The following is a 22,294-nucleotide window of genomic DNA, read 5'->3' on the forward strand; positions in this document are numbered from 1 at the left end:
CTGGAAGCCATGACCGAAGCGTTCCTGACCAGCGCCGATGCGCCGACCGACGTGCCGCTCAAGCGCCGCCTCAAGCGGGCGGAGCGGACGCGCCAGGTCAAGGCATTGGCGCTGGTCCTGCCGCTTCTGGCATTCCTGCTCTTCACCTTCTTGGGGCCGATCGCCGGCATGCTCTGGCATGCCGTCGATGACTGGGAAGTACGCAAGGTGCTGCCGCACACCGTTGCGGCGCTGGCCGACTGGGACGGCAAGGACCTGCCGGACGAAAAGGCCTATGCAGCGCTGGCCGACGACATCCTGGCGGCGCGCACCGCCGGGACTCTCGCTATCGCGGCCAAGCGGCTCAACTACGCGGTCAACGGCTTCCGCACCATCCTCACCAGCACGGCGCGCAATCTGAAGGCCCCGCCTGAGCCCGGCACGGCCAAGGAGACGCTGGGCAAGATCAATCCGGCCTGGCGCGAACGCGCCACCTGGGCGGCGATCAGGGGCGCCAGCGGCCCGGTGACCGCCTTCTACCTGCTGGCGGCGCTCGACCTGACGCGAAACGTGGACGGCGCGATCGTCGCCGCCCCGCCCGACCAGGCCATCTATCGCGACGTCTTCGTCCGCACCTTCACGATCAGCTTCAGCGTCACGGTGCTGTGCCTGATCCTGGGCTTCCCGGTCGCCTACCTCTTGGCGACACTGCCGGCCGGACGCTCGAATCTCCTGATGATCTTCGTGCTGCTGCCGTTCTGGACCTCGCTCCTGGTGCGCACCTGTGCCTGGATCGTGCTGTTGCAGAGCAATGGCGTGGTGAACGACTCGTTGCGCTTTCTCGGTATCATCGATGCACCGATGCGGCTGATCTACAATCGCTTCGGCGTCTATGTGGCGATGACCCACGTGCTGCTGCCTTTCATGATCCTGCCACTCTACAGCAGCATGAAGGCGATCTCGCCGGCCTATATGCGGGCCGCCGCCTCGCTCGGCGCGCCGCCGCTCACCGCCTTCCTGCGGATCTACCTGCCTCAGACCCTGCCCGGCATCGCAGCCGGAAGCCTGCTCGTCTTCATCCTGGCGCTCGGCTACTACATCACGCCCGCACTCGTCGGCGGCGGCGCCGACCAGATGATGAGCTACTTCATCGCCCTCTACACGACCGAAACCGCCAATTGGGGTCTCGCCTCGGCCCTGGGCGCGCTGCTGCTGGCTGCAACACTGCTGCTCGGCGTCCTCTATGGAAAGCTAGTGCAAGGACAGCAGGTCACGGGAGGAATGAAGAATTGAGCGGCGATGCTTCCCTCCGCACGTCCAGCCAGCGCATCGCGTGGGGCGCGACCATCGTCATTGCCACGCTGGTCTTCATCTTCCTGATGGCGCCGATCCTCGCGATCATGCCGCTGTCCTTCAGCTCTGGCGCCTATCTCACCTATCCGCTGCCCGGCTTCTCGCTGCGCTGGTACGACGAGTTCATCCATTCCGCGCGCTGGATGACGTCGCTGAAGAACAGCATGATCATCGGCGTCGCCTCGACGGCGCTGTCGGTCGTGCTCGGCACGCTGGCCGCGCTCGGGCTGGCACAGTGGAAGAGCAAGTTGAAGCCGCTGGTGCTGGCAATCGTGCTGTCGCCGGTCGTGGTGCCCGGCGTCATCACCGCGGTCGGCCTCTACTTCTTCTTTGCGCCGATCGGGCTGACCGGCAGCTATCTCGGCCTGATCCTCGCCCACACCGCGCTGGCGACGCCGTTCGTGGTGATCACGGTGGGCGCGACGCTGCAAAGCTTCGACATGAACCTGGCGCGCGCCGCGGCGTCCCTCGGCGCCCCGCCGCTCTACGCCTTCCGCCGCGTGATCCTGCCGCTGATCCTGCCGGGTCTGGCATCCGGCGCATTGTTCGCCTTCGCCACCAGCTTCGACGAGGTGGTGATCGTGCTGTTCATGGCCGGTCCCGAGCAGCGCACCCTGCCCCGCGAAATGTTCAGCGGCATCCGCGAGAACATCAGCCCGACCATCACGGCGGCGGCGGTGATCCTGACCACCGTCTCGGTCATCCTGCTCGCGACCATGGAAGGCCTGCGCCGGCGCAATGAGCGGCTGAAGGGCAACAGCGCCTGAGGCGCGCTAGCCGCGCTGCCAAAACCAAAACATCGAAAACAACCCCATGCAAAGTAGCCGATGGCGGCTGGATAATTTCCGATTTAACGAAATCATTTGACGCGTCGGGCAAATCAGTAGCATGATGCCATCATCGGGCCGTGGGATGCCGACCTCTCCGCGACGGGGAAATCGTAGCCCGGATGAAGCGCAGCGAAATCCGGGAATCACACCCGTGGAGCTGACCCCGGATTACGCTGCGCTCCATCCGGGCTACGGCACTAGCGCAGACCTGCCTTCACCCGTGATACGCGAACAGCTCGACCGGCTCGTTGAAGCCGCGGATCGGTTGCTCGCCGACGCGTTCGAGCTCGACTTCGCCCTTCACGAGATCGGCGAAGGCGCGCGAGAGCAGCACGGTTCGCCCCAACTGCTTGGTGAGAGTTTCGAGACGCGAGGCCATGTTGACGGCGGGGCCGATGACAGTGAAGTCGAGCCGGGAGCGCGAGCCGATATTGCCGTACATGACGTCGCCGACATGAGCACCGATCCCGTAATGCAGCGGCGCACGGCCGGTGACGCTATTGTTTTCGTTCAGCACCGCCATGGCTTGCCGGGCCTCGCTCACGGCCCGCAGCAGATTGGCGCCAGCCGAGGGCTGGCTGAGCGGAAAGATGGCGAGCAGGCCGTCGCCGATGAATTTCAGGATCTCCCCGCCATGCCGCACGATCGGCTCGGACATCGCGTCAAAATAGTCGTTGAGGAGATCGATGACGTCGTCGCGCGGCCAGTTGTCGGAGATGCGGGTGAAATCGCGCAAGTCGCAGATCAGGATCGCGGCGCGCACCGTCGTGCCGCTGCCGCGCCTGGTGGCACCGGCGAGAATGAGTTCGCCGGCATGCGAGCCGACATAGGTCTCGAGCAGGGTCCGCGCCAGCCGGTTCTTGACCCGGATTTCGCTGACGAGCGCCAGGACCGGCAGCAGTCTCCTCAAGGCCGCGATATGCGCGTCGTCGAAACCACTGGGACGGTCGGTTGCGAAGGTGACGAGGTGCTGCTTGCCGAGCGTATGGTAGAGCGGCCACGCCACATAGTCGGTCAGGCCCTTCGCCCGCATTTCGTCGTAGACGGCGTGCTTGCGCCGCTCTGATGGATCCCGTTCGAGATGCTCGCGCACCTCGGTTGCACCGTCATAAATTTCATTGGCGGGACTGCCGATGAATTCGGACCGCCCGCGCACATCGTAATCGACCCGCGAGATCTCGGCCCCTGGCATCCCGTCGGCCCACATCATCCGCGCGCCGAGCCATTGCGGATGGTTGATCACGACATGAAGCGTCGCCCGCGCGACCGGAATGCCCGACTGCTGGAGGCGAATGCACATCTCGGCAAAGATATTGTCGATGAAGCGCTGGTCGCGGGTGTCGTTGGTCAGCCAGTGCAGGACGTCGCGCTCAGGCTGCGCGGTGACGGGATCGACGTTGGGCGGCGCGTTCATGGCTTGCTCCGGGGCGAGGACCGGGTCGACGGCAGGAGGATATGTCGTGTCTCGGAGCGGTGGCGTCAACCGTTTGTGCGCATCGCAACGATAACAACGCGGAGGGGGCCAAGGGGGCAGCGCAAGGCGCCGCCCGATGGCGGGCTCCGCGAAAACGCGGGCACACGCGCGAGCCGACACAGTTATCCCGGATTGCGTTTGGCTGCATCCGGATTTTGGGTTTCGGCAGCCTTCGCCAATCCCAGGTCGGCAAGGATCGCTGGTTCCTGCGCCGCCTTTCGCCATTGCGCCGGGGTGATGCCCATGTGGCTCTTGAAGGCGCGCTGGAATGCAGCCTCGGATTGATATCCTACCATTTCCGCAACGGCGCCGGTCGAAATCGAGGATTTCCTCAATTCGTTCGCCGCGCGCGTCATACGGATGTCCGTCAGTAGATCGCTTGCCGACCATCCCAGTTTCTCCTGGAATTGACGGGCGAGCGTGGCACGCGACATGTTGCACAGGCGCGCAAGCTCGGGCAGCGACCACGCGCGCGCGGGCTCGTTGAACAGAGCGGCCACGGCCGGAGCCAGGCGAGCATGACCAGCCAGCGCGAGGAGACCTCGCGGTGCATCTTCGGTTTCGCTCGCAAGCCGCAGCACGAGCGCAAACATAGCCGTCGAAAGCGCGTTGAGCATTGCACGGCCACCCAGGTGATCGTCTGCCGACTCGCTGCGCATCAGAGCAACGAGACCGGCAAGCTGCGCGCCAGTGTCCGTTCGCACCTTTCGAGCGCCGGCGTGCACGACCAGGCGTGGCGGGAGATAGCTGCGCAAAAGCCGGTCGTGTGGAGGCGTGATCGCGAAATGTCCGCAGAGCAGGTCGAGCCGCTCGCCTCTGCCTGCGTTTTCACTGATCACCAGATTGAGCTCTCGGCGATTTCGTGCCGGCTTCGGCCGCGCGCTGCTCCCGTCGTGCATCACGTGGCGCGGATTGCCAGGAAGCAGCAGGATGTCGCCCGTTTCCAGGCGAAGCGGCCGCCCGCCCGCTGGATCTTCGAGCAGCGCCGAACCGCCGACAACGGCGTGATAGGGGATTTCGTTCGCCTCGCCCGGCCCCTGATCGATGCGCCATGGCGCACCGTAGGCGCAGCGCAGGTCCAGGCGACCGCGCACCGGCATCATCTCGAATAGCCGGCTAAGCCAATCCACGACGACCTCTCAGCAATGAATGAGACGATTGAGCATATATGCGAGTTACTGAGACATTCAACGTCTCAGCTCACGATCATATTGTCACTCCGTAATCGTTCACCAACACAACGAAGGAGTGCCACCCATGTCTCGTCTTTCCGTCCCCAACCTCGAAACCGTCGTCGGCCCGTCCGGTCAGGTCTATGCCCAGATCAAGAAGGCCATCGGCAGCGTGCCAAACACGTTTGCGGCCATTGCCGCCCACGGTCCCGCTGCGCTCAAGTCGGTGCTCGCCGCCGACGCCGTGCTCGCTGCGGGCAGCCTGACGAAGCGCGATCAGGAAGTGATCAAGCTCGTCATCAGCACGGCGGGCGGCTGCGACTATTGCGTCGCCGCCCACACCTATCTCGCCAAGCTCGCTGGTGTGAAGCCGGAGGAACTCAGGCAGATCCGCGAGGGCCAGCCCACCGGCGATGCCAAGCGTGACGCACTGGTCGGCTTCGTGCGCAAGCTCGCTCGGTCCAGCGGTACCGTCAGTGACGAGGACTTCGCCGCGATCAAGGCCGCCGGCTACAGCGACGCTCAACTGGTCGAGATCAGCCTCGCTTTCGCGACCACCGTTTTCACCAACGTGTTCAACCGCATCAACGACACCGAGATCGACTTCCCCGCAGTCGCATGAAGCGACCATGCAGTCAGATCTTCAATGAAGGAATCACGATCATGACCACGCTTGCCAAGACCACTCAAGAGACCACTCAAGAGACCACTCAAAAGGCCGCTCAAAATCCCGTTGTCCGCGCGCTGCACAAATCCGGCCTGCTCGCCGACGACCTCGACTACCATGTCATCCGGGCCTCGATGGTGATCATGTTCTTCTTCTTCGGATATCAGAAATGGTTTCCGTACGAGTTCGAACGCCTGGTCCCTTTCATCAGCAACGGGCCGCTGATCTGGTGGCTGTATCCGGTGTTCGGCCACGCCGGCGCCAGCTATTTCCTGGGCGTTTCCGAGTGGACGTTCGGGTCCCTGCTGCTGGCGGGTTTCTGGGACAAGCGGCTGGGCATTATCGGCGCCCTGGGCGCAACCGGCACGTTCATTGCGACGGTCACCATCATTCCGTTCATGCCGGAAGGCTGGGACGTCGCCGCAGGAGGCTTCCCTGCGATGACGGGCAACGTGCCCTTCCTGATGAAGGATGTCGTTCTGCTCGCCGTCTCGCTCTACCTCCTGAGGCAGGATGTGGTTCGCCTGACGCGGCAATAGGGTAGCACTCTGCTGATGGCGATGCGTCGCCGGCGAGCTTCCCACTCGCCGGCGATTGCGCGTCTTCGCGCCATGCCGAACCGGCGTGACGAGGAAAGCAACGGCCTCCGCTGGGAGGAGGACGATCTGGATCGACGGTCCACCTTTGGACGGTCACAGTCCCGTCATCTCCGCTTCGCTGATCGTTGCTCTGGTCGCCGGCGCTAAATTTGGGGGCTCGAGATGCATTTGTTCAAGACGTTGTCGTCCGACCGCAGGTCGATCCTGAAGGGGCTCGCGGTCACGGCGGTTGCGCCGCTGGCGGCACCAGTGATGGCGGCGGAGGGATTGCCGAAGGCGCCGACGGGGCCGGCGGCTGCGATCGCCACCGACAAGGCCTATTGGGACGCGGTGCGCGGCCTCTATGCCGTGACACCCGAAATCGTCAACCTGGAGAATGGCTATTGGGGTGTCATGCCCGAGCCCGTCCGGCGCGAGTTCATTCGCCAGACCGACATGGTCAACTCCCAGAATTCCTATTATGCGCGGCAGCGCTTTGGTGCCGATTTCGAGGCCGTGCGCATCAAGGTGGCGGAAGCCGTCGGCGCGGCACCCGAGGAGATTGCGCTGACGCGTGGCGCGACCGAGGCGCTGCAGCTCCTGATCGGCGGCTATAACGGGCTGAAGGCGGGTGACACCGTGCTCTATGCCGATCTCGACTATGATTCGATGCAGTATGCGATGAACGCGCTGAAGGCGCGGCGCGGCGTCGACGTCGTCAAGTTCGACGTGCCGGAGCCGGCGACCCGGCAAGCCGTGCTGGACGCCTACACAAAAACGATCGAAGCCAATCCGAAGACGAAGCTCCTGCTTCTCACCCATGTCAGCCACCGCACCGGCCTTGTGATGCCGATCGCCGAGATCGCGCGGATGGCGAAAGCCAAGGGGATCGACACCATCGTCGATGCCGCGCACTCCTGGGGACAGCTCGACTTCAAAGTGGCCGAGCTCGAGTCTGATTTCGTCGGCTTCAACCTGCACAAATGGATCGGCGCGCCGCTCGGCGTCGGCTTCCTCTACATCAAGAAGGACCGTATCGCCGACATCGATCGCGACATGGGCGACGAGGACTATCAAGCAACCGACATCCGCTCGCGCGTGCACACCGGCACCATCAATTTTGCGACCGTGCTGACGGTGCCGGCGGCGGTCGCGCTGCATCAGGAGATCGGCGCCCCGGCCAAGCAGGCCCGCTTGCGCCACTTGCGCGACTACTGGGTGAGTCGCGCCCGCGCGTTCAGGGATATCGAGATCCTCACGCCGGACGAAGCCGGCTCCTACGGCGCCATCACCTCCTTCCGTCTCGCCGGCAAGACCAGCAAAGCCGACAACGACGCCGTCGTGGCCAAGCTCAGGGACGGCTTCAAGGTACATACCGTGCGCCGCGCGGGCGTCGCCAAGGGCCAATGCGTCCGCGTGACGCCGGCGCTCTACACCACGGAGGCCGATCTCGATCGCCTGGTCGAGGCGCTCGCCGTCATCACGGGCACGAAGGCGGGCTAAGGCCCGCAATCAGGCTTCGGGAACCTGAACAAGCATTCAACAAAGTTTCTGCTGCGTTCCTGCAACGGCCGATGCCGGTGGTCGTTGACCGCTGCACGAACGATGCAAAGGAGGAACCGATGAGAAAGCTCACTTACGCGCTTGCAGCGGCAGCGACGCTTGCAATCAGTGCCCCGACCATCGCCAATGCAGCCGGCTTCGGGGTTTATGTTGGCGGCGACCGAGATTATTACGGCGACCGCTATGATGGTCCGCGTGTGCGCTTCTACGATCACGACCGCGGTTGGCATCATGGCTGGTACCATCATGACCATGACTACGACCGCGGCGTGATAATCCGTCGTCATTACTGGGATGACTAACGCAGACCCGGCATCGGCGAACAAGGAAGGCCTCGCTTCGGCGAGGCCTTTTTTGTCTTGCGTGGCTTGGCCAAAACTTCGCGGGCGCAGCCCGAACGAGATTTCAGCTGACCGATACCAGCCCCCCGTCGGGCGTCACCATCGAAGCCCTCGTGCGCGGCAGGACGAAGTGGATGATCGCGGTTGCGATCAGGTAAACGCTGGCACAGGCAAAGAACACGAAGGTGTAGTTGTTTCCCGTTGCGTCGAGCACGCGGCCGATGGCCGCGGCGGAAAAGGCTCCCGCCAGGGAACTGATGCCGCCTCCGAGCCCGACCGCAGAAGCGACCGCTCCGCGCGGCATGGTGTCAGATACCAGTGTGAACAGATTGGCGGAAAAGCCCTGGTGAGCCGCCATCGCGATGCCGATCAAGATGACCGCGGCCCACATGCTGTCCAACTGCGGCGCGAGAAACACCGGCACTGTGCAGGCCGCGCAGACCAACAAGGTGATCTTGCGGGCGGTGAACACTTCCGTGCCGCGCTTGATCAGCGTCGACGAGATCCAGCCGCCCGCGATCGAGCCGACATCGGTGAGCAGGTAGATCACCACGAGTGGCAAGCCCACCGCCATCAGTGACACGTGAAACTTGCTGTTGAGGAAGGACGGAACCCAGTTGTTGTAAAACCACCAGGCGGGGTTCGTGAGCACACCACCAACGATGTAAACCCAGGTGCCGGGATAGGCCAGCAACTTTGCCCAGGGGACCTTTTCCGTCGCGACTTCGGGATCGCTGTTGATATAGGCCAGCTCGCTCGGCGACACGCGGGGATGTTCGGCCGGGCTGCGGTAGGCGATCAGCCAATACACGACCCAGATCAGACCCAGCGCGCCGGTCACGTAGAAGGCTGCCTGCCAGCCGGACAGGCTCACGACCAGCGCACCGATCAGCGGCGCCAGCATCGCGCCGACATTGCTGCCGCTGTTGAAGATGCCGGTAGCCAAGGCACGGTCCCGCACCGGAAACCACGTGGCAATCGTCTTGATGCACGTCGGGAAGTTGCCACCTTCACCGAGACCAAGCACGAGGCGCGCGACCATGAAACCTGCGACGGACGCGACCATACCGTGCGCCATGGACGCGAGGCACCACAGGATCGCGGCAACGGCAAGACCGAGGCGAATTCCAATCTTGTCGGTCAGCCACCCCATGCCGGCGTAGCCGATCGCATAGGCGAACGAAAACCAGAAGATGATGTTGCCGAAATCTGTTTCGCTGAAATGCAGGTCGTTCTGAATCGTCGGCTTGAGCACGCCGAGGATGTTGCGATCCATATAGTTGATCGTGGTCACGACGAACAACAAGGCGCAGATGACCCACCGGTAGCGCGTGGACGCCTTGGTGAACGCCTGCAGGTTCGACTCGCGCATCATATCCTCCCTTGAGCTGGCACCTCGGCGCCTCCGGCATGGCCACGGTTTTCCGCGGTTCGTTCCGCCATCGCCCGAATCTAGAAGACATCCCGAATGCGATCGACCTGCTAGTGAGCATCGATCAATTCAATTTCGACATTGAATGAGGCAATGGAACCTGGGCATTGCAAGACCAATGAAGGGCGCTGAGCCCAGAACGCGGTCAATACCAGGTAGTTCCGCAGCCAATCTACAAAGATAATCTTTACAGTTTACCTTCGCATATGCTACTCGGATCCGACATGAGCAATTCACCAGGCAAGAACGCGCCGGCCCGTACATCCGCGCTCGCCGAAGACCTTCGGTTGTTGATCGGAACATTGAAGCGCCGGCTTCGCGAGCAGGGCCAGCGGGAGGACCTCCCCCCTTCCCAGGTCGCGGTCCTGCTTCGTCTCGAAAAGCACGGTCCGGCAACCGTCTCCAGCCTTGCGCGATCGGAGGGGATGCGTCCGCAGTCGATGAGCGCGGCGATCGCGGCGCTGGAGACTATCGGCATGGTTCGCGGCGCGCCCGATCCCGATGACGGCCGGCAAACCATCATGTCCCTCACCGAGGCCTGCCGCGAGCGGCTGCGCACCGGCCGGGCCGCGCGGCAGGACTGGTTGTCGCGCACCATCGCGGCGCGGCTGTCACCGCGCGAGCAGCAGGAACTGGCCGCCGCGGTCGGCTTGTTGAAACGGCTCGTCGAGGATTGAAAAGGATCAACGCGCATGAACTGGCTTGACCTCGTCGTGTACTTTTTCGGCGGCGCCTTCCTCACCAACGCCATTCCCCATGTCGTCGCCGGCATGATGGGAGAGCCGTTCCAGACACCCTTCGCAAAGCCACCGGGCGAGGGTCTATCCACGTCGACCGTCAACATCCTGTGGGGCTTCTTCAACCTCCTGGTCGGGTATCTCCTCGTCTGCCGCGTCGGTGATTTCGCACTGAGGAGCACGAGCGACGTCGCCGCGCTTGGCCTCGGCGGACTCCTGATCGGCCTGTTCCTGGCGCGGCGGTTCGGACGGTTTCACGGCGGCAACGAACCTCAGCGCACATGAGACGCGTGTTTCGATCGTTACGGAGCTTCAACTACCGGGTCTGGGCAGCCGGCGCGCTGGTGTCCAACATCGGAACATGGATGCAGCGCGCCGCCCAGGATTGGCTCGTTCTTACCCAGCTCACGCATCATAGTGCGTCTGCTGTCGGCGTCGTGATGGCGCTGCAGTTCGGACCGCAACTTTTGCTGATGCCGTGGTCCGGCTTTGCCGCGGATCATTTCAACCAGCGCAAGCTTCTGATGGCCACCCAGGCGACGATGGGCGCGCTGGCACTCGTGCTCGGCGTTCTCACGGTCACCGGACTGGTGCAGCTCTGGCATGTCTACACCTTCGCCTTCCTGTTCGGCTGCAGTGCAGCGCTCGATGCCCCGGTACGCCAGACCTTCGTGGCCGAGCTGGTGGGCGATGCTGATCTGTCGAACGCGATCGCGCTGAACTCCACCTCGTTCAACGCCGCACGCATGGTCGGGCCCGCGGTCGCCGGCCTCGTCATCGCCTCCGTCGGTACCGGCTGGGCGTTCCTGTTCAATGGCGCGTCGTTCATGGCGGTGCTGACGTCGCTGTCCTTGCTGCGCACATCGGAGCTTCGCCCCAATGCGCGCGCCCACCGCACCAAGGGCAGCGTCCTACAGGGGTTTCACTATGTCTGGTCCCGCTCCGAGCTCAGGGCAACCCTGATCATGCTGTTCTTGATCGGAACCTTCGGGCTCAACTTCCCGATCTTCATCTCGACCATGGCCGTCGGCGTCTTCCATACCGATGCACGCGGATTTGGCCTGCTGTCCTCGATGATGGCGATCGGGACGATGTCGGGAGCGCTGCTCGCCGCAAGCCGCGAGCGGCCGCGCTTCAATTCGCTGCTGCTGGGTGCTGCGATCTTTGGCCTCGGCTGTACGCTGGCCGCGCTGGCGCCGGGTTACTGGCTGTTCGCCGGCGCGCTGGTCGTGATCGGCGTGGCTGCGCTGACCGTCATGAACACGTCGAACGCGCTGATGCAGCTCTCGACAGAGCCGGCGATGCGCGGACGCGTGATGGCGCTAAGGCTCGGTGTCGCGCTGGGCGGCACGCCCATCGGCGCACCGATCGTCGGATGGGTCGCCGATCACCTTGGCCCGCGATGGGCGCTTGGCGTCGGCGCGACCGCGGGCTTTGCAGCGGCAATCGTCGCGATCGGCGTGTTTTATCATCGCTCGCAAGAGAGCGAGCTCAATCTGCGGCAACAGCGGTGATGACGACACCAGCCCGACGGGGTTAGCCCACGGGCTGAGTACTCAGGCAAATCGACGCGCCGCGTCCGCTACACTGGATCGAACGCGCGGATCGGGGGCAGGTTGCCGGTGAAGCGCTCCACCTCGACGGTCGTGAGCTGGCCGGTGCAGCCTTGCGCAAAGGACGAGGTGCCGATGTCGCGGGTGAGCACGTTCGGATTGCCGTGAACGCAAAGCGGCGCTTCATCCTCCGGATCCATCGGATCGTACCACGCGCCGGTCGGCAGCTGGACTACACCGGGCGCGATGCCGTCGGTGACATGCACCGCAGCAAGGCAGGCGCCGCGTTCGTTGAACAGGCGGATGATGTCGCCATCCTTGATCCCGCGAGCATCGGCGTCGCGCGGATTCATGCGCGCGACCTCGCGGCCGCGATGTTTTGCTGCAACCGAATGGCCGCCGAAGTCGAGCTGACTGTGCAGGCGCGTCACCGGCTGGTTGGCGACGAGGAAACACGGCGAGCCTGGCTTCGGCACGTCGGTCTTCTCGAGCCAGACCGGATGGCCCGGACAATCCGCATCGCCATGGCCGGCGATCCTTTGCGAAAAAATCTCGATGCGGCCGCTCGGCGTCGGTAGAGCGTGATTGACGGGATCCTCGCGGAAGCGGCGCAGCCTGCCGCCGTCGTCGGGCTGTTGCGGCACGACGAGGCTGCCGCGCTCCCAGAACTCTTCGAAGCTCGGCGCTTCCAGGCCGCGCCTGGCAAGCGACGCGCGGGTCGGCTCATAGAAGTGTTGCAGCCACTGCCGAGACGTGCGGCCTTCGGTGAAGGGTTCGCGCACGCCGAGGCGATCGGCAAGATCGGCAAATATCTCATAGTCGTCACGCGCAAGCCCAAACGGCTCGGCGATCCTGTGCATGGCGACCATCAAGGGATCGTTGGCCGAGTAGCCGATGTCGTCGCGCTCGAGCGTCATCGTCGAGGGGAGCACGATGTCGGCGTGCCGGGCCGTCGCGGTCCAGGCGAGCTCGTGCACGACCAGCGTGTCCACTTTCGCAAAAGCCTTGCGCAGGCGGTTGATGTCCTGGTGGTGATGGAAGGGATTGCCGCCGGCCCAATAGACGAGCCGGATATCCGGATAAGTGCGCGTTTCGCCATTGTAGCGATAATAGGTCGTGCCGGGATTGAGCAGCATGTCGGCGATGCGCGCCACCGGAATGAAATCGGCGACACCGTTGCGGCCCTGCCCCAGCGTCGGCCCCGGCACGTCGTTGACGCGGCGGCCGTAATAGCCGATCGCCCCTAGCGAATAGGCGTAGCCAGCGCCGGGAAGACCGATCTGCCCGAGCGCTGCCGCCAGCACCATGCCCATCCACACCGGCTGCTCGCCATGCTCGGCGCGCTGGAGCGAATGCGAAACGGTGATGAGCGCCCTTTTGCCGGCCAGGCGATGCGCCAGCTTGCGGATCGTCGGCGCATCGACGCCGCAGATCGCGGCGGCCCATTCCGCGCTCTTGGCTCGCCCGTCGCTCTCGCCGGCCAGATAGCGCAAAAAGACCGGCCAGCCTTCGGTGTAGCGATCGAGGAAAGCCTGATCGTGCAGGCCCTCGGCCACCAGCGTGTGGACGATGCCGAGCATCAGCGCGGTGTCGGTCCCGGGCACGCAGGTCATCCATTCGGCACCCGCCTCCACCGGCAGATCGTCACGCAGCGGGCTGACCAGGATGAACTCGCAGCCGCGCCGGCGCGCGGCACTCATGGCGCCGCGCTCGACGTGCTTGCTGATCGAGCCGCCCGCCACCATGGAGTTCTTCAGCGCCATGCCGCCGAACGCCAGCACGATTTCGGTCTCGGTCGCGATCTGCTCCCAAGTGACGTTGCGCCTCGTGATGTCTTCGTAGCCCGCCAAAATCTGCGGCAGCAGCACCGAGGATGCGCCCGAGGAATAGCTGTTGACCGACCGCACATAGCCGCCCATCGCGATGTTGAGGAAGCGATGCACCTGGCTCTGGGCGTGATGGAAGCGGCCCGCACTCGCCCAGCCATAGGAGCCGCCGAACACAGCCGACGGACCGCGCGTGTCGCGGATGCGCGTCAGCTCGTCCCCCAGGAGGTCGAGCGCCTTCTCCCAGCTGACGGAAACGAACTCGTCGCGGCCGCGGCGACCATCGGGGCCGGGCCCACGCTCGAGCCAGCCGCGGCGGATCGCGGGCTGGGCGATGCGCGCCTGGTGGCGCAGCGCGCCGGGAAAATTGTCGATGATGCCGCTCGGATCTGGATCCCCCGCATAATGCCTGACTTCCAACCCGGCCTCACTGTTGCGCGCCGAGAACACACCCCAGTGCGAAGTGTGCGGCTTGAAGCCCTCCGACAGGTCGAGGCCGGGATCGGGGAAGCCAATCATATCATCCATCGCGTGGTCCTGTCGCGGAGCGCTGTTCGTCCGCTGCTGTCGCAATCGTCCTGGCAGTATAGTGATCCGTTCCGCCAGGGGGCAACGCATTACCGGCGTCAGAAATGCACAAGTGGTAGCCGCATCGCGCAGGTCGCACGGACCACGGCCTTTGATGCTTCGGCCGTGGTCCTCGGTTCACCGGGTGCCGGCCGACACAGCCGAGCACATTCCCGCCGGTTATGGTCTCCTGAAAACTTGCAATTGGACGCAGGTTTGACCCGCGAGTTATTCCCACCGCGAAGCACGACTCCAAATCCGTGATGGCACCGATCCATCGCCGAATGCTTCGACAGGGAGAAAACACGTGTCATCTCACGCGCACGCGGAGGGAAGCGAGCACGCGCCTCGATCGCTGGAGGCCACGCTCAGGACGGTCGGCGTTCCCCTCGCCATCGTGATCGCGGCCGCCATCTGGTTCAGCCCCACGCCGGAATCGCTGTCCTTGCAGGGACACAAGGCGCTTGCGCTCTTTGGCGGCATTTTCGTTCTTTACCTCACCGAGGCGATGCCGTTGGCCATCGCCAGCCTGATGGTCGTACCGCTCGCGGTCCTGACCGGAACGGCTAGCCTCAAGACGGCACTTGACGGCTTCTCCGCCTCGCCCGTGTATCTCATCGTCGGCGCCTTCATCCTCGCGACCGCCATGGTGAAGACCCGGCTTGCGGAGCGCATCACTTACGTCATTCTGGCGCGGTTCGGCAGCGCGCCGACACAGATCACGCTCGGCGTGACGCTCGTCAATATCGCGCTTGCGTTTCTCGTTCCGTCATCGACGGCACGCACGGCGATCCTGCTGCCAGAGTGCCTCAGCATCCTGACGATCTTCGGAGCAGGTGCGCGTTCGCCGTTCGCGATCAATTTGCTTCTCACTCTGACGATGACGAACGCGACGATCGGCGCCGGCGTGCTGACAGCGACGGTGCCAAACCCCGTGACGGTCGAGTTCGTCGCGAAGACCAGCGGTCATACGATCACCTATGCCGAATGGCTGATCTACGGATTCCCGCCGGCGCTGGTCATGACCATGTTCACCTGGTGGTTCATCCAGCGCGTCTTTCCGCCCGAGTTCAAGGCCGGTCATGAGCAGGCCGACGCGCGGATTTCGCAGAATCTCGCTGCGATGGGGAGGATGTCTTCCGCCGAATGGCGTGCCTTGGGCGTGTTCGTCCTCGTGACCTGTCTGTGGGCGACGCAGGGCCTGACCGGGCTCGACACGACGGTCGTCTGCCTGATGGGGGCCTGTCTGCTGTTTCTTCCCCGCTTCGGCGTGATCGACTGGAACGATGCCAACAAGGGCGTTTCCTGGCAGGTGCTGCTCATCGCGGGTGGCGGCGTTTCGCTCGGCGATATCCTTCTGAAGACGGGCGCCGCCAGCTGGCTGGCCAGTTCGATCTTCCACGCGCTCGGCCTGGCCGGTGCGTCGACACTCGTCGTCATCGTGGTCGTGATGTTCATCGTGCAATTCATGCACGTGACGTTCGTCGGCACGACCGCCATGGCGACAGCTCTGCTGCCGATCATCCTGGCGATGGCCGGAACGGCCGGTGTCAATCCGGTCGCGCTGGCACTGCCGGCCGGCATGATCATCGGCGGTTACCCGCTCCTCATGTTCTACAACACGCTACCAAGCATCCTCGTCTATGGAACGGGCCGATTGCGGGTCGAGGATTTCCCGAAAGTAGGTGTCGTCGTCTGCATCGTCGCCTGCCTTCTCTACGCCCTGTGCGCCGCGACCTGGTGGCACTGGCTTGGCCTGGTCTGATCTCTCGAGCATCAATTCACATATCCGGAGCACAACACATGACATTGCCACTCGCCGGCATTCGCGTCCTCGATCTCTCAAACGTGCTCGCCGGTCCGTTCTGCGGCTATCAACTTGCACGCCTCGGCGCCGAGGTCATCAAGATCGAAAATCCAAAGGGCGGCGATCTTGCGCGCCGACTCGGCGCTGATCCCGCGATGGCCAAGAACCTGATGGGGTTGTCGTTCGTCGCAGTCAACGCGGACAAGCAATCCGTCGCCATCGATTTCAAGGCCGATGAAGGCAAGGAGATCTTCCTCCGCCTCGTCGAAACGGCCGACGTCGTGCTTGAGAATTTTCGCCCGAAGGTCATGGAACGGCTGGGGCTCGGCTATGAGGTGCTCGCAAAGCGCAATCCGCGCATCATTTATTGCGCGATCTCCGGCTTCGGACAGGACGGCCCCTGGGCGGGCCGGCCCGCTTACGATCAGATCGTTCAAGGACTTTCGGGCGTCATGAGCGTCACGGGCGATGCCAACACCGCCCCCTTGCGCACCGGCTTTCCGATTGCCGACACGATTGCTGGTCTCACCGCATCCTTTGCGATCACGGCCGCACTCGTCGAGCAACGGCAGACCGGACGCGGACGGCACATCGACGTCTCCCTGCTTGAATCGACCCTGGCTGCGATGGGCTGGGTGGTTTCCAATCACCTCAACGGCAATGTCGATCCGCAACCGATCGGCAACGAGAACTTCACGGCAGCGCCGTCCGGCACGTTCACGACGGGCTCCGGGCCGCTCAACATCGCGGCAAACGAGCAGAAACAGTATGAGGCGCTGTGCGACATCGTCGGAAAGCCGGGGCTGAAGTCCGATCCGCGGTTTCGCGAGCGCCAGTCGAGAAAGGATCACAGCGCGGCTCTGAAGCAGGAGCTCGAAGTCGCTCTTGCCGCCAAATCCGCAGCCGAATGGGAGACGCTGTTCAATGCGAAAGGCGTCCCTGCGGGATGCGTTCTCAGCGTGCCGCAGGTGCTCAAGGAGGAGCAAATCGTCGGTCGCAAGTTTGTCGAAAGCCTGAAGGCGAATGTGTCAGGCGGCCAGACGATGCGCGTCACCCGCCCGGGCTTCCGGCTCGAGGCGGACTATCCGGAACCGTTGCCGCCACCCAGTCTCGGCCAGGACACCGAGAAGTGGCTCAGACAGCTCGGCTTCGCGGACGGCGACATCGAGGCGTTCGGCCGGCGCGGCGTCGTCGCGTTCGACAACCGGCCGACAGTCAAGGAGACGGTCAGGATGCCGGATCTGAAGGCGCGCGCCGAAACCTCAAGCACCTGACAAGCGATCGAGGAGAGACGTCATGACCGATCAAGGCTCCGCAGATCTGCTGCAAAAGGCGACCCAATGGTGGTCGACCGACATCATCGACATGAAGCCGGGCGTGATCCGGTTCCGCGGCTTTCCGATCGAGCAACTGATCGGCCGGGTGTCGTTCCCACAAATGATATGGCTGATGCTGAAGGGCGAGCTTCCGTCCCCCGAGCAAGGAGCCCTCCTGGAAGCCGCGCTTGTCGCCGCCGTGGACCACGGTCCCCAAGCACCGTCGATCGCAATCGGACGGATGGCCGTGACATGTGGTCTTCCTCTGAATGGCGCGATGGCCTCGGCCATCAACGTCCTGGACGACGTGCACGGCGGCGCCGGCGAACAATGCATGGAGCTATACGCCGACATCGCGCGGCGTCGGGACGCCGGCGTCGAGCTGAAGATGGCCATCGAACAGGGCCTCGACGCCTTCATCGCAGCAAACGGAAAGATCGTGCCCGGATTCGGACACCGCTTTCATCCGATTGATCCCCGGTCACCTCGGCTTCTCGAGCTCGTCGATGCAGCACGAGAGAACAGGGTGGTGTCCGGGCGCTTTGCAGAGATCGGCCGCGGAGTCGAAGACCTGATGCAGCGGCGCAAGGGCCAAAAGATCCCCATGAACATCGACGGGGCCACCGCCGTCATCTATTCGGAACTGGGCTTTTCGCCGGCGCTGGGTCGCGGCCTGTTCATTCTCTCGCGTTCGGTCGGCATCCTCGCGCATGCATGGGAGCAATCGCAGCAGGGCGGCCGGATCAAGGGGCCCATGCCGCCGGGCATCCCCTATCGTTACACCGGGCCCGCGCCACGGGATTTCGCAAAATGACTCAATCCCAAGCCGAAGGCAGCGGCTCCGCCTCTCGGTCGGGGGGCGGTAACTATCTCGCCGTGCGGCCGGACTGGCTGGCGCGCGGCTTCGAGGAGGCACTCGAACCTGAACTGCCGATCATCGACGCCCATCATCATCTCTGGGACAGGCAGAACTGGAGATACCTGTTCGACGAGTATCTCGCGGATATCGCCGGAAGCGGCCATAACGTCACGGCGAGCGTCTTCATGCAATGCCAGGCGATGTACCGGTCTGACGGACCAACTCCAATGCGGGTCGTCGGCGAAACCGAGTACATCAACGGTGTCGCGGCCATGAGCGCGAGCGGCAACTACGGTCCGCGGCGCCTTTGTGCCGGAATTGTCGGTCATGCCGATTTGCGGCTCGGGGACCGAGTGACGCCGGTGCTGGAAGCCCATGTCGCCGCAGCGCCAGGTCGATTTCGCGGCATTCGGCACATCACCGTCTGGGATGCCGACCGAAGTCTGATGAATCCGCTCAGCGCCGGCCCGCCGGGCCTCTTGCGCGACGGCGCGTTTCGAGCGGGATTTGCATGCCTCGCGCCGCTGGGACTCGTCTTCGACGCATGGCTGTTCCACCCACAAATCCCGGAATTGACCGAGCTCGCGCGCGCGTTCCCGCAAACGACAATCGTGCTCGATCATCTCGGCGGGATCGTGGGCATCGGAGCCTACAGGGATCGTCGCGACGACATCTTCGCCGAATGGTCACGCGCGATCCGCGACCTTGCAAGATGCGAGAATGTCTGCGTCAAGCTCGGTGGCCTCGGAATGCGCATCAACGGATTCGGATTCGAGATGCGGGATGTCCCGCCGACCTCGGAAGTCCTCGCTTCGGCCTGGCGGCCCTACATCGAGGTCTGCATCGAGGCATTTGGCGCGCAACGATGCATGTTCGAGAGCAACTTTCCGGTCGACAAGGGCTCCTATGGATATGGATCGGGGTGGAATGCATTCAAACGCCTGACACGTCACACAAGCGAGAGCGACCGCGAGAACCTCTTCAGTGGGACTGTCGCACGCGTTTATGGACTTGCTCAGCCCGACTGACCGCGGCTGCCGGCATGGTCGCGGAGGCATCTGTCATGCCGGGCAACGTGACCTGTTCGAGAAAATCGCGCCCTTTGGATTTGAGCAGGCCGACGACCCTCTGCGCGGCCGGAGAAAGATAGCCGTCCCGGCGGGTTACGAAGCCGAGCGGCCTTCGCATCGTCGTGGTGTCGATCATCAACCGGTCGAGCTGGCTGCCCAGTCGAAGCGGATGAAGGTTTCGCGTGGACGTAAAGCTGAGCAGCGCCGTGTCGGCGATCAGCTTGGGCAACGTCGTGATCGAGTTGGTCTCGATCTGGACGATCGGCGGCGGCAAACCATGCGCTTCGAATACGTTGTCGAGCCACTGGCGCATGGCGACGGTGCGGGCCGGCAGCACCCATTTCGACGCGACCAGATCCTCGATAGCAAGCCGCTTGCCGCAAAGTGGATGATCCTTTGCTGCGACGACGACCACTTCGTCCATGCCAAACGCTTCGTGCCTGAACTCCTGCTCGTCCGAGGGAAGTATCGGCCCGATCGCAAGATCGAGGGCGCGTTCACGAAGCGCGGCCCTGACGACGCCACTCATGCCAATCTGCACTTCAATCGCCAGTCCGGGCGCGTCGGCGATGATGGCCCGGCAAATCTGGGGCAGCAAATATTCGCCCATTGTCGCACCGCAGCCGATACTGACGCGACCGGCTGCACCGGCGGCGAAGTCGGTGACCTCGCGCAGCGACTCCTCCATCGCCTCGCGCATTCGTCGCGCGCGTGCCAGAAGGACCTCGCCGACGCGCGTGAGCGTGATCCCGCGCCCCGTCCGCTCGAAGAGATCGGCTCCTACGGCCTCTTCGAGACGCTGGATGCATTTTGTCAGAGCCGGCTGCGTGCGACCGAGTTTGTCGGCGGCTCGGCCCATATGGCCCAAATCGGCAATCACCTCAAAATAGGTGAGGTCGCGAAGGTCCACTTCTTCCTCCCGGTTATCGGTTCTTGAACATTAGCGATTGGACCCTTGTCCGCTCGATCTGGCATGTCGAGCCTAACACGGCTGGGCCCCGTCAGGGTAACCGGCCCGGAAAGCGGGAGGACCAGCGGATGACCGAAATCACGGCCAACAGATCGTTCACCGAAGAAAGTCCCGATGAGGGACTGCTCGCAAGCGCCATTTCCAAGAACACCTGGCGTTTGGTCCCGCTTCTGGGTCTCGCCTATCTCTTCAACTACCTCGACCGCACCAGCGTCGGCTTTGCTGCATTGCAAATGAACAAGGATATCGGCTTGAGCGCCACTCAGTTCGGCTGGGGCGCCGGAATCCTGTTCTTCAGCTACTGCCTTCTGGAAGTGCCGAGCAACATGATGATGTACCGGTTCGGTGCGCGTCGCTGGCTGGCCCGCATCATGATCACCTGGGGCCTTGCTGCAGCGGCGACTGCGCTTGCGGCCGGACCGTACAGCTTCTACCTGATCCGCTTTCTCCTCGGTGTATTCGAGGCCGGCTTCTTTCCGGGCGTGATCTGGTACATCTCGATCTGGTTTCCCGAGAAGCACCGGACGAGCGTGCTCGCGTTGTTCATGGCTGCGACGCCGCTCTCCTCGCTGCTGGGCAGTCCGATCTCGGCGGCCCTCCTTGGGATGGATGGATTCTGGGGGCTTGCCGGCTGGCAGTGGATGTTTCTGATCGAAGGCCTGCCGGCATGCGTGCTCGGAATTCTATGTCTCGTTCTGCTCGCCGACAGGCCCGAGCAGGCTCGATGGCTCACGCCTCAGGAGCGACAAGCGCTTCTGTCCGCTCTCGCCGGCGACAAGCACGACAAGCCCAAAAAGGACCTCTGGGCCGCAATGAAAGATACGCGGGTGCTGATGCTCACGGCGATCACCTTCGCCTTCACGATCGGCTCCTACGGCATAGGCATCTGGTTGCCATTGATCCTGAAGGGGCACGGCCTGAGCAACATGGAAGTCGGGTGGCTTTCGGCTGTTCCGTACCTCTTCGCAACGATCGGCATGCTGTTCTGGGCTCGTCTCGTGGATCGGAAAGGTCAGAAGATCTACAATCTCATGGCCGCCTTGATCCTTGGCGCCCTTGGACTGACCCTCTCGGTCGTCTTCACCTCGCTCGTTCCCGCCCTTGCCTGCCTGACACTGGCGCTGGTCGGCACGATCTCCGCGCGGACGGTCTTCTACACGATCCCGCAGAGCTTCCTGACGGGCGCCGCGGCGGCCGGGGGAATAGCGTTCATCAACTCTGTCGGTGCGTTCGGTGGCTTCGTGGGTCCCTATATGGTCGGCCTTCTGAAGGACGCGACCGGCTCCTTCAACGCCGGCATGATCGGGATGGCTGTGATCCTCGTCGTGGCGACAGGGATTGCCGGCACCCTCAAACTGGTCGCCGAGAAGATGTGAGGGCCTTCCCCCAGCGAAACAATCCAGAAACCCTCCGCGGCGAGAGTCTGGATTTGCTTCGCGGAGCCTGTCATCGGGCCGCGCTTTGCGCGGCCCGATGACTCGCAATGACGGAACAAGCTGTAACGTCATCCTCGAACGAACCCAACACGCGCAGACATGCCATTTCGTCGCAGGGTTTCCCGACCTTCGTCGGCATTGCCGCGTCCGCCATGATGAAACATGATGGGCTTCTTTGAGAGGCAGAGGCCAGCCGATGGACGAAAACGAAATCCGCGAGCTCATCGCGGAGGTGAAGCAAGGCACGCTATCGCGACGCTCGTTCATCCAGACGATGGCTGCGGTGGGGATCGCTGCGCCTGTCGCGAGCCAGATCCTGGCATGGAACGACGTAGCGATGGCGGACGCCACGCTACAATACAAGCCGACCAAGGCCGGCGGCGGCGGCCCGCTCAAGATCCTGCTTTGGCAGGCCCCGACGCTGCTCAATCCGCATTTCGCGCTCGGCACCAAGGACCAGATCGCCTCGCGCATCTTCTTCGAGCCGCTCGCCGGCTGGGACAAGGAGGGCAACCTCATCCCCTGCCTCGCCGCCGAGGTCCCGACCAGGGCGAACGGCGGTCTTGCGGCGGACGGCACGAGCGTGACCTGGAAGCTGAAACAGGGCGTGACGTGGCACGATGGCAAGCCCTTCACCGCCGACGACGTCGTCTTCACCTGGACATATGCCGCGGACCTCGCGACCGCGGCATACACCACGGGATCCTACAAGGACATCACAGTCGAGAAGATCGACGACCACACCGTCAAGGTGAAGTTCAAGA

At 63.6% G+C, this 22,294-nt stretch carries 21 protein-coding genes; 16 read left to right on the forward strand and 5 right to left on the reverse strand.

Annotation, left to right across the window (positions count from 1 at the left end; genetic code table 11):
* The first annotated feature begins 9 nt into the window (after positions 1-9).
* A complete protein-coding gene (locus tag Q3C01_RS30075; RefSeq protein ID WP_458148911.1) occupies positions 10-1,272 on the forward strand; it encodes an ABC transporter permease in 1,263 nt (420 codons plus the stop codon).
* Positions 1,269-2,099, forward strand: coding sequence for an ABC transporter permease (locus Q3C01_RS30080; RefSeq protein ID WP_458148912.1), 831 nt, complete (start codon positions 1,269-1,271; stop codon positions 2,097-2,099). The genes Q3C01_RS30075 and Q3C01_RS30080 overlap by 4 nt, the downstream gene beginning before the upstream one ends.
* A 277-nt stretch (positions 2,100-2,376) precedes the next feature.
* Here Q3C01_RS30080 and Q3C01_RS30085 read toward each other — a convergent pair whose 3' ends face one another.
* Together Q3C01_RS30085 and Q3C01_RS30090 are read right to left on the reverse strand one after the other, a co-directional pair.
* Positions 2,377-3,576: an adenylate/guanylate cyclase domain-containing protein gene (locus Q3C01_RS30085; RefSeq protein ID WP_458148913.1), complete on the reverse strand. Its 1,200-nt coding sequence runs from the start codon at positions 3,574-3,576 to the stop codon at positions 2,377-2,379.
* A gap of 182 nt (positions 3,577-3,758) precedes the next feature.
* On the reverse strand, positions 3,759-4,739 hold the full coding sequence (locus Q3C01_RS30090) for an AraC family transcriptional regulator (protein ID WP_458148933.1): 981 nt from the start codon (positions 4,737-4,739) through the stop codon (positions 3,759-3,761).
* Between the two features lie 154 nt (positions 4,740-4,893).
* On the opposite strand from Q3C01_RS30090, the gene Q3C01_RS30095 reads away from it, so the two are divergent.
* The 4 genes from Q3C01_RS30095 (at position 4,894) to Q3C01_RS30110 (ending at position 7,918) form a co-directional block, all read left to right on the forward strand.
* Positions 4,894-5,430, forward strand: a complete 537-nt coding sequence (locus tag Q3C01_RS30095) for a carboxymuconolactone decarboxylase family protein (RefSeq protein WP_458148914.1) — start codon at positions 4,894-4,896, stop codon at positions 5,428-5,430.
* Between the two features lie 41 nt (positions 5,431-5,471).
* Positions 5,472-6,014, forward strand: coding sequence for a YkgB family protein (locus Q3C01_RS30100; RefSeq protein ID WP_458148915.1), 543 nt, complete (start codon positions 5,472-5,474; stop codon positions 6,012-6,014).
* 222 nt (positions 6,015-6,236) lie between these two features.
* Positions 6,237-7,556 (forward strand): aminotransferase class V-fold PLP-dependent enzyme, encoded by a 1,320-nt coding sequence (locus Q3C01_RS30105; RefSeq protein WP_458148916.1) that lies wholly within the window; start codon positions 6,237-6,239, stop codon positions 7,554-7,556.
* 119 nt (positions 7,557-7,675) lie between these two features.
* A complete protein-coding gene (locus tag Q3C01_RS30110; RefSeq protein WP_458148917.1) occupies positions 7,676-7,918 on the forward strand; it encodes a hypothetical protein in 243 nt (80 codons plus the stop codon).
* A gap of 103 nt (positions 7,919-8,021) precedes the next feature.
* Here the strand turns inward: Q3C01_RS30110 and Q3C01_RS30115 are convergent, their stop codons facing one another.
* Positions 8,022-9,329 carry an MFS transporter gene (locus tag Q3C01_RS30115; protein ID WP_458148918.1) on the reverse strand — a complete coding sequence of 436 codons (1,308 nt, stop codon included), beginning with the start codon at positions 9,327-9,329 and terminating at the stop codon, positions 8,022-8,024.
* Positions 9,330-9,340: 11 nt separating this feature from the next.
* Here Q3C01_RS30115 and Q3C01_RS30120 point away from each other — a divergent pair, with 11 nt between their 5' ends.
* From Q3C01_RS30120 to Q3C01_RS30135, 4 genes are all read left to right on the forward strand, one after another.
* Positions 9,341-9,478 carry a hypothetical protein gene (locus Q3C01_RS30120; protein WP_458148919.1) on the forward strand — a complete coding sequence of 46 codons (138 nt, stop codon included), beginning with the start codon at positions 9,341-9,343 and terminating at the stop codon, positions 9,476-9,478.
* 135 nt (positions 9,479-9,613) lie between these two features.
* On the forward strand, positions 9,614-10,066 hold the full coding sequence (locus tag Q3C01_RS30125; RefSeq protein WP_458148920.1) for a MarR family winged helix-turn-helix transcriptional regulator: 453 nt from the start codon (positions 9,614-9,616) through the stop codon (positions 10,064-10,066).
* Positions 10,067-10,081: 15 nt separating this feature from the next.
* On the forward strand, positions 10,082-10,411 hold the full coding sequence (locus tag Q3C01_RS30130; RefSeq protein WP_458148921.1) for a hypothetical protein: 330 nt from the start codon (positions 10,082-10,084) through the stop codon (positions 10,409-10,411).
* A complete protein-coding gene (locus tag Q3C01_RS30135) occupies positions 10,408-11,640 on the forward strand; it encodes an MFS transporter (RefSeq protein WP_458148922.1) in 1,233 nt (410 codons plus the stop codon). Before Q3C01_RS30130 ends, Q3C01_RS30135 begins: the two co-directional genes overlap by 4 nt.
* A gap of 68 nt (positions 11,641-11,708) precedes the next feature.
* Here Q3C01_RS30135 and Q3C01_RS30140 read toward each other — a convergent pair whose 3' ends face one another.
* Positions 11,709-14,033 carry a molybdopterin guanine dinucleotide-containing S/N-oxide reductase gene (locus Q3C01_RS30140; RefSeq protein WP_458148923.1) on the reverse strand — a complete coding sequence of 775 codons (2,325 nt, stop codon included), beginning with the start codon at positions 14,031-14,033 and terminating at the stop codon, positions 11,709-11,711.
* 346 nt (positions 14,034-14,379) lie between these two features.
* Here Q3C01_RS30140 and Q3C01_RS30145 point away from each other — a divergent pair, with 346 nt between their 5' ends.
* The 4 genes from Q3C01_RS30145 to Q3C01_RS30160 are packed head-to-tail and all read left to right on the forward strand — an operon-like array spanning position 14,380 to position 19,082.
* Positions 14,380-15,837 (forward strand): SLC13 family permease, encoded by a 1,458-nt coding sequence (locus Q3C01_RS30145; RefSeq protein ID WP_458148924.1) that lies wholly within the window; start codon positions 14,380-14,382, stop codon positions 15,835-15,837.
* Between the two features lie 38 nt (positions 15,838-15,875).
* Positions 15,876-17,153 carry a CaiB/BaiF CoA transferase family protein gene (locus Q3C01_RS30150; RefSeq protein ID WP_458148925.1) on the forward strand — a complete coding sequence of 426 codons (1,278 nt, stop codon included), beginning with the start codon at positions 15,876-15,878 and terminating at the stop codon, positions 17,151-17,153.
* 22 nt (positions 17,154-17,175) lie between these two features.
* Positions 17,176-18,009 (forward strand): citryl-CoA lyase, encoded by an 834-nt coding sequence (locus Q3C01_RS30155; protein ID WP_458148926.1) that lies wholly within the window; start codon positions 17,176-17,178, stop codon positions 18,007-18,009.
* A complete protein-coding gene (locus Q3C01_RS30160) occupies positions 18,006-19,082 on the forward strand; it encodes an amidohydrolase family protein (RefSeq protein ID WP_458148927.1) in 1,077 nt (358 codons plus the stop codon). The genes Q3C01_RS30155 and Q3C01_RS30160 overlap by 4 nt, the downstream gene beginning before the upstream one ends.
* Here Q3C01_RS30160 and Q3C01_RS30165 read toward each other — a convergent pair.
* A complete protein-coding gene (locus tag Q3C01_RS30165) occupies positions 19,036-20,034 on the reverse strand; it encodes a LysR family transcriptional regulator (RefSeq protein WP_458148928.1) in 999 nt (332 codons plus the stop codon). The genes Q3C01_RS30160 and Q3C01_RS30165 overlap by 47 nt on opposite strands.
* 128 nt (positions 20,035-20,162) lie before the next feature.
* On the opposite strand from Q3C01_RS30165, the gene Q3C01_RS30170 reads away from it, so the two are divergent.
* Both Q3C01_RS30170 and Q3C01_RS30175 read left to right on the forward strand, forming a co-directional pair.
* Positions 20,163-21,470, forward strand: a complete 1,308-nt coding sequence (locus Q3C01_RS30170) for an MFS transporter (protein ID WP_458148929.1) — start codon at positions 20,163-20,165, stop codon at positions 21,468-21,470.
* A 256-nt stretch (positions 21,471-21,726) separates the two neighbouring features.
* Positions 21,727-22,294 (forward strand): ABC transporter substrate-binding protein (locus Q3C01_RS30175; protein WP_458148930.1); only part of this gene is annotated, 568 nt, incomplete at its 3' end.

This window comes from Bradyrhizobium sp. UFLA05-109 (assembly GCF_054185165.1).

Excerpts from the sequence above, each read along its gene's own strand:
- Q3C01_RS30135 (WP_458148922.1), top strand. The coding sequence starts at position 10,408 with ATGAGACGCGTGTTTCGATCGTTACGGAGCTTCAACTACCGGGTCTGG.
- Q3C01_RS30150 (WP_458148925.1), top strand. The coding sequence starts at position 15,876 with ATGACATTGCCACTCGCCGGCATTCGCGTCCTCGATCTCTCAAACGTG.
- Q3C01_RS30140 (WP_458148923.1), bottom strand. The coding sequence starts at position 14,033 with ATGGATGATATGATTGGCTTCCCCGATCCCGGCCTCGACCTGTCGGAG.
- Q3C01_RS30155 (WP_458148926.1), top strand. The coding sequence starts at position 17,176 with ATGACCGATCAAGGCTCCGCAGATCTGCTGCAAAAGGCGACCCAATGG.
- Q3C01_RS30130 (WP_458148921.1), top strand. The coding sequence starts at position 10,082 with ATGAACTGGCTTGACCTCGTCGTGTACTTTTTCGGCGGCGCCTTCCTC.
- Q3C01_RS30100 (WP_458148915.1), top strand. The coding sequence starts at position 5,472 with ATGACCACGCTTGCCAAGACCACTCAAGAGACCACTCAAGAGACCACT.
- Q3C01_RS30095 (WP_458148914.1), top strand. The coding sequence starts at position 4,894 with ATGTCTCGTCTTTCCGTCCCCAACCTCGAAACCGTCGTCGGCCCGTCC.
- Q3C01_RS30110 (WP_458148917.1), top strand. The coding sequence starts at position 7,676 with ATGAGAAAGCTCACTTACGCGCTTGCAGCGGCAGCGACGCTTGCAATC.
- Q3C01_RS30115 (WP_458148918.1), bottom strand. The coding sequence starts at position 9,329 with ATGCGCGAGTCGAACCTGCAGGCGTTCACCAAGGCGTCCACGCGCTAC.
- Q3C01_RS30075 (WP_458148911.1), top strand. The coding sequence starts at position 10 with ATGACCGAAGCGTTCCTGACCAGCGCCGATGCGCCGACCGACGTGCCG.
- Q3C01_RS30170 (WP_458148929.1), top strand. The coding sequence starts at position 20,163 with ATGACCGAAATCACGGCCAACAGATCGTTCACCGAAGAAAGTCCCGAT.
- Q3C01_RS30085 (WP_458148913.1), bottom strand. The coding sequence starts at position 3,576 with ATGAACGCGCCGCCCAACGTCGATCCCGTCACCGCGCAGCCTGAGCGC.
- Q3C01_RS30160 (WP_458148927.1), top strand. The coding sequence starts at position 18,006 with ATGACTCAATCCCAAGCCGAAGGCAGCGGCTCCGCCTCTCGGTCGGGG.
- Q3C01_RS30090 (WP_458148933.1), bottom strand. The coding sequence starts at position 4,739 with ATGATGCCGGTGCGCGGTCGCCTGGACCTGCGCTGCGCCTACGGTGCG.
- Q3C01_RS30105 (WP_458148916.1), top strand. The coding sequence starts at position 6,237 with ATGCATTTGTTCAAGACGTTGTCGTCCGACCGCAGGTCGATCCTGAAG.
- Q3C01_RS30125 (WP_458148920.1), top strand. The coding sequence starts at position 9,614 with ATGAGCAATTCACCAGGCAAGAACGCGCCGGCCCGTACATCCGCGCTC.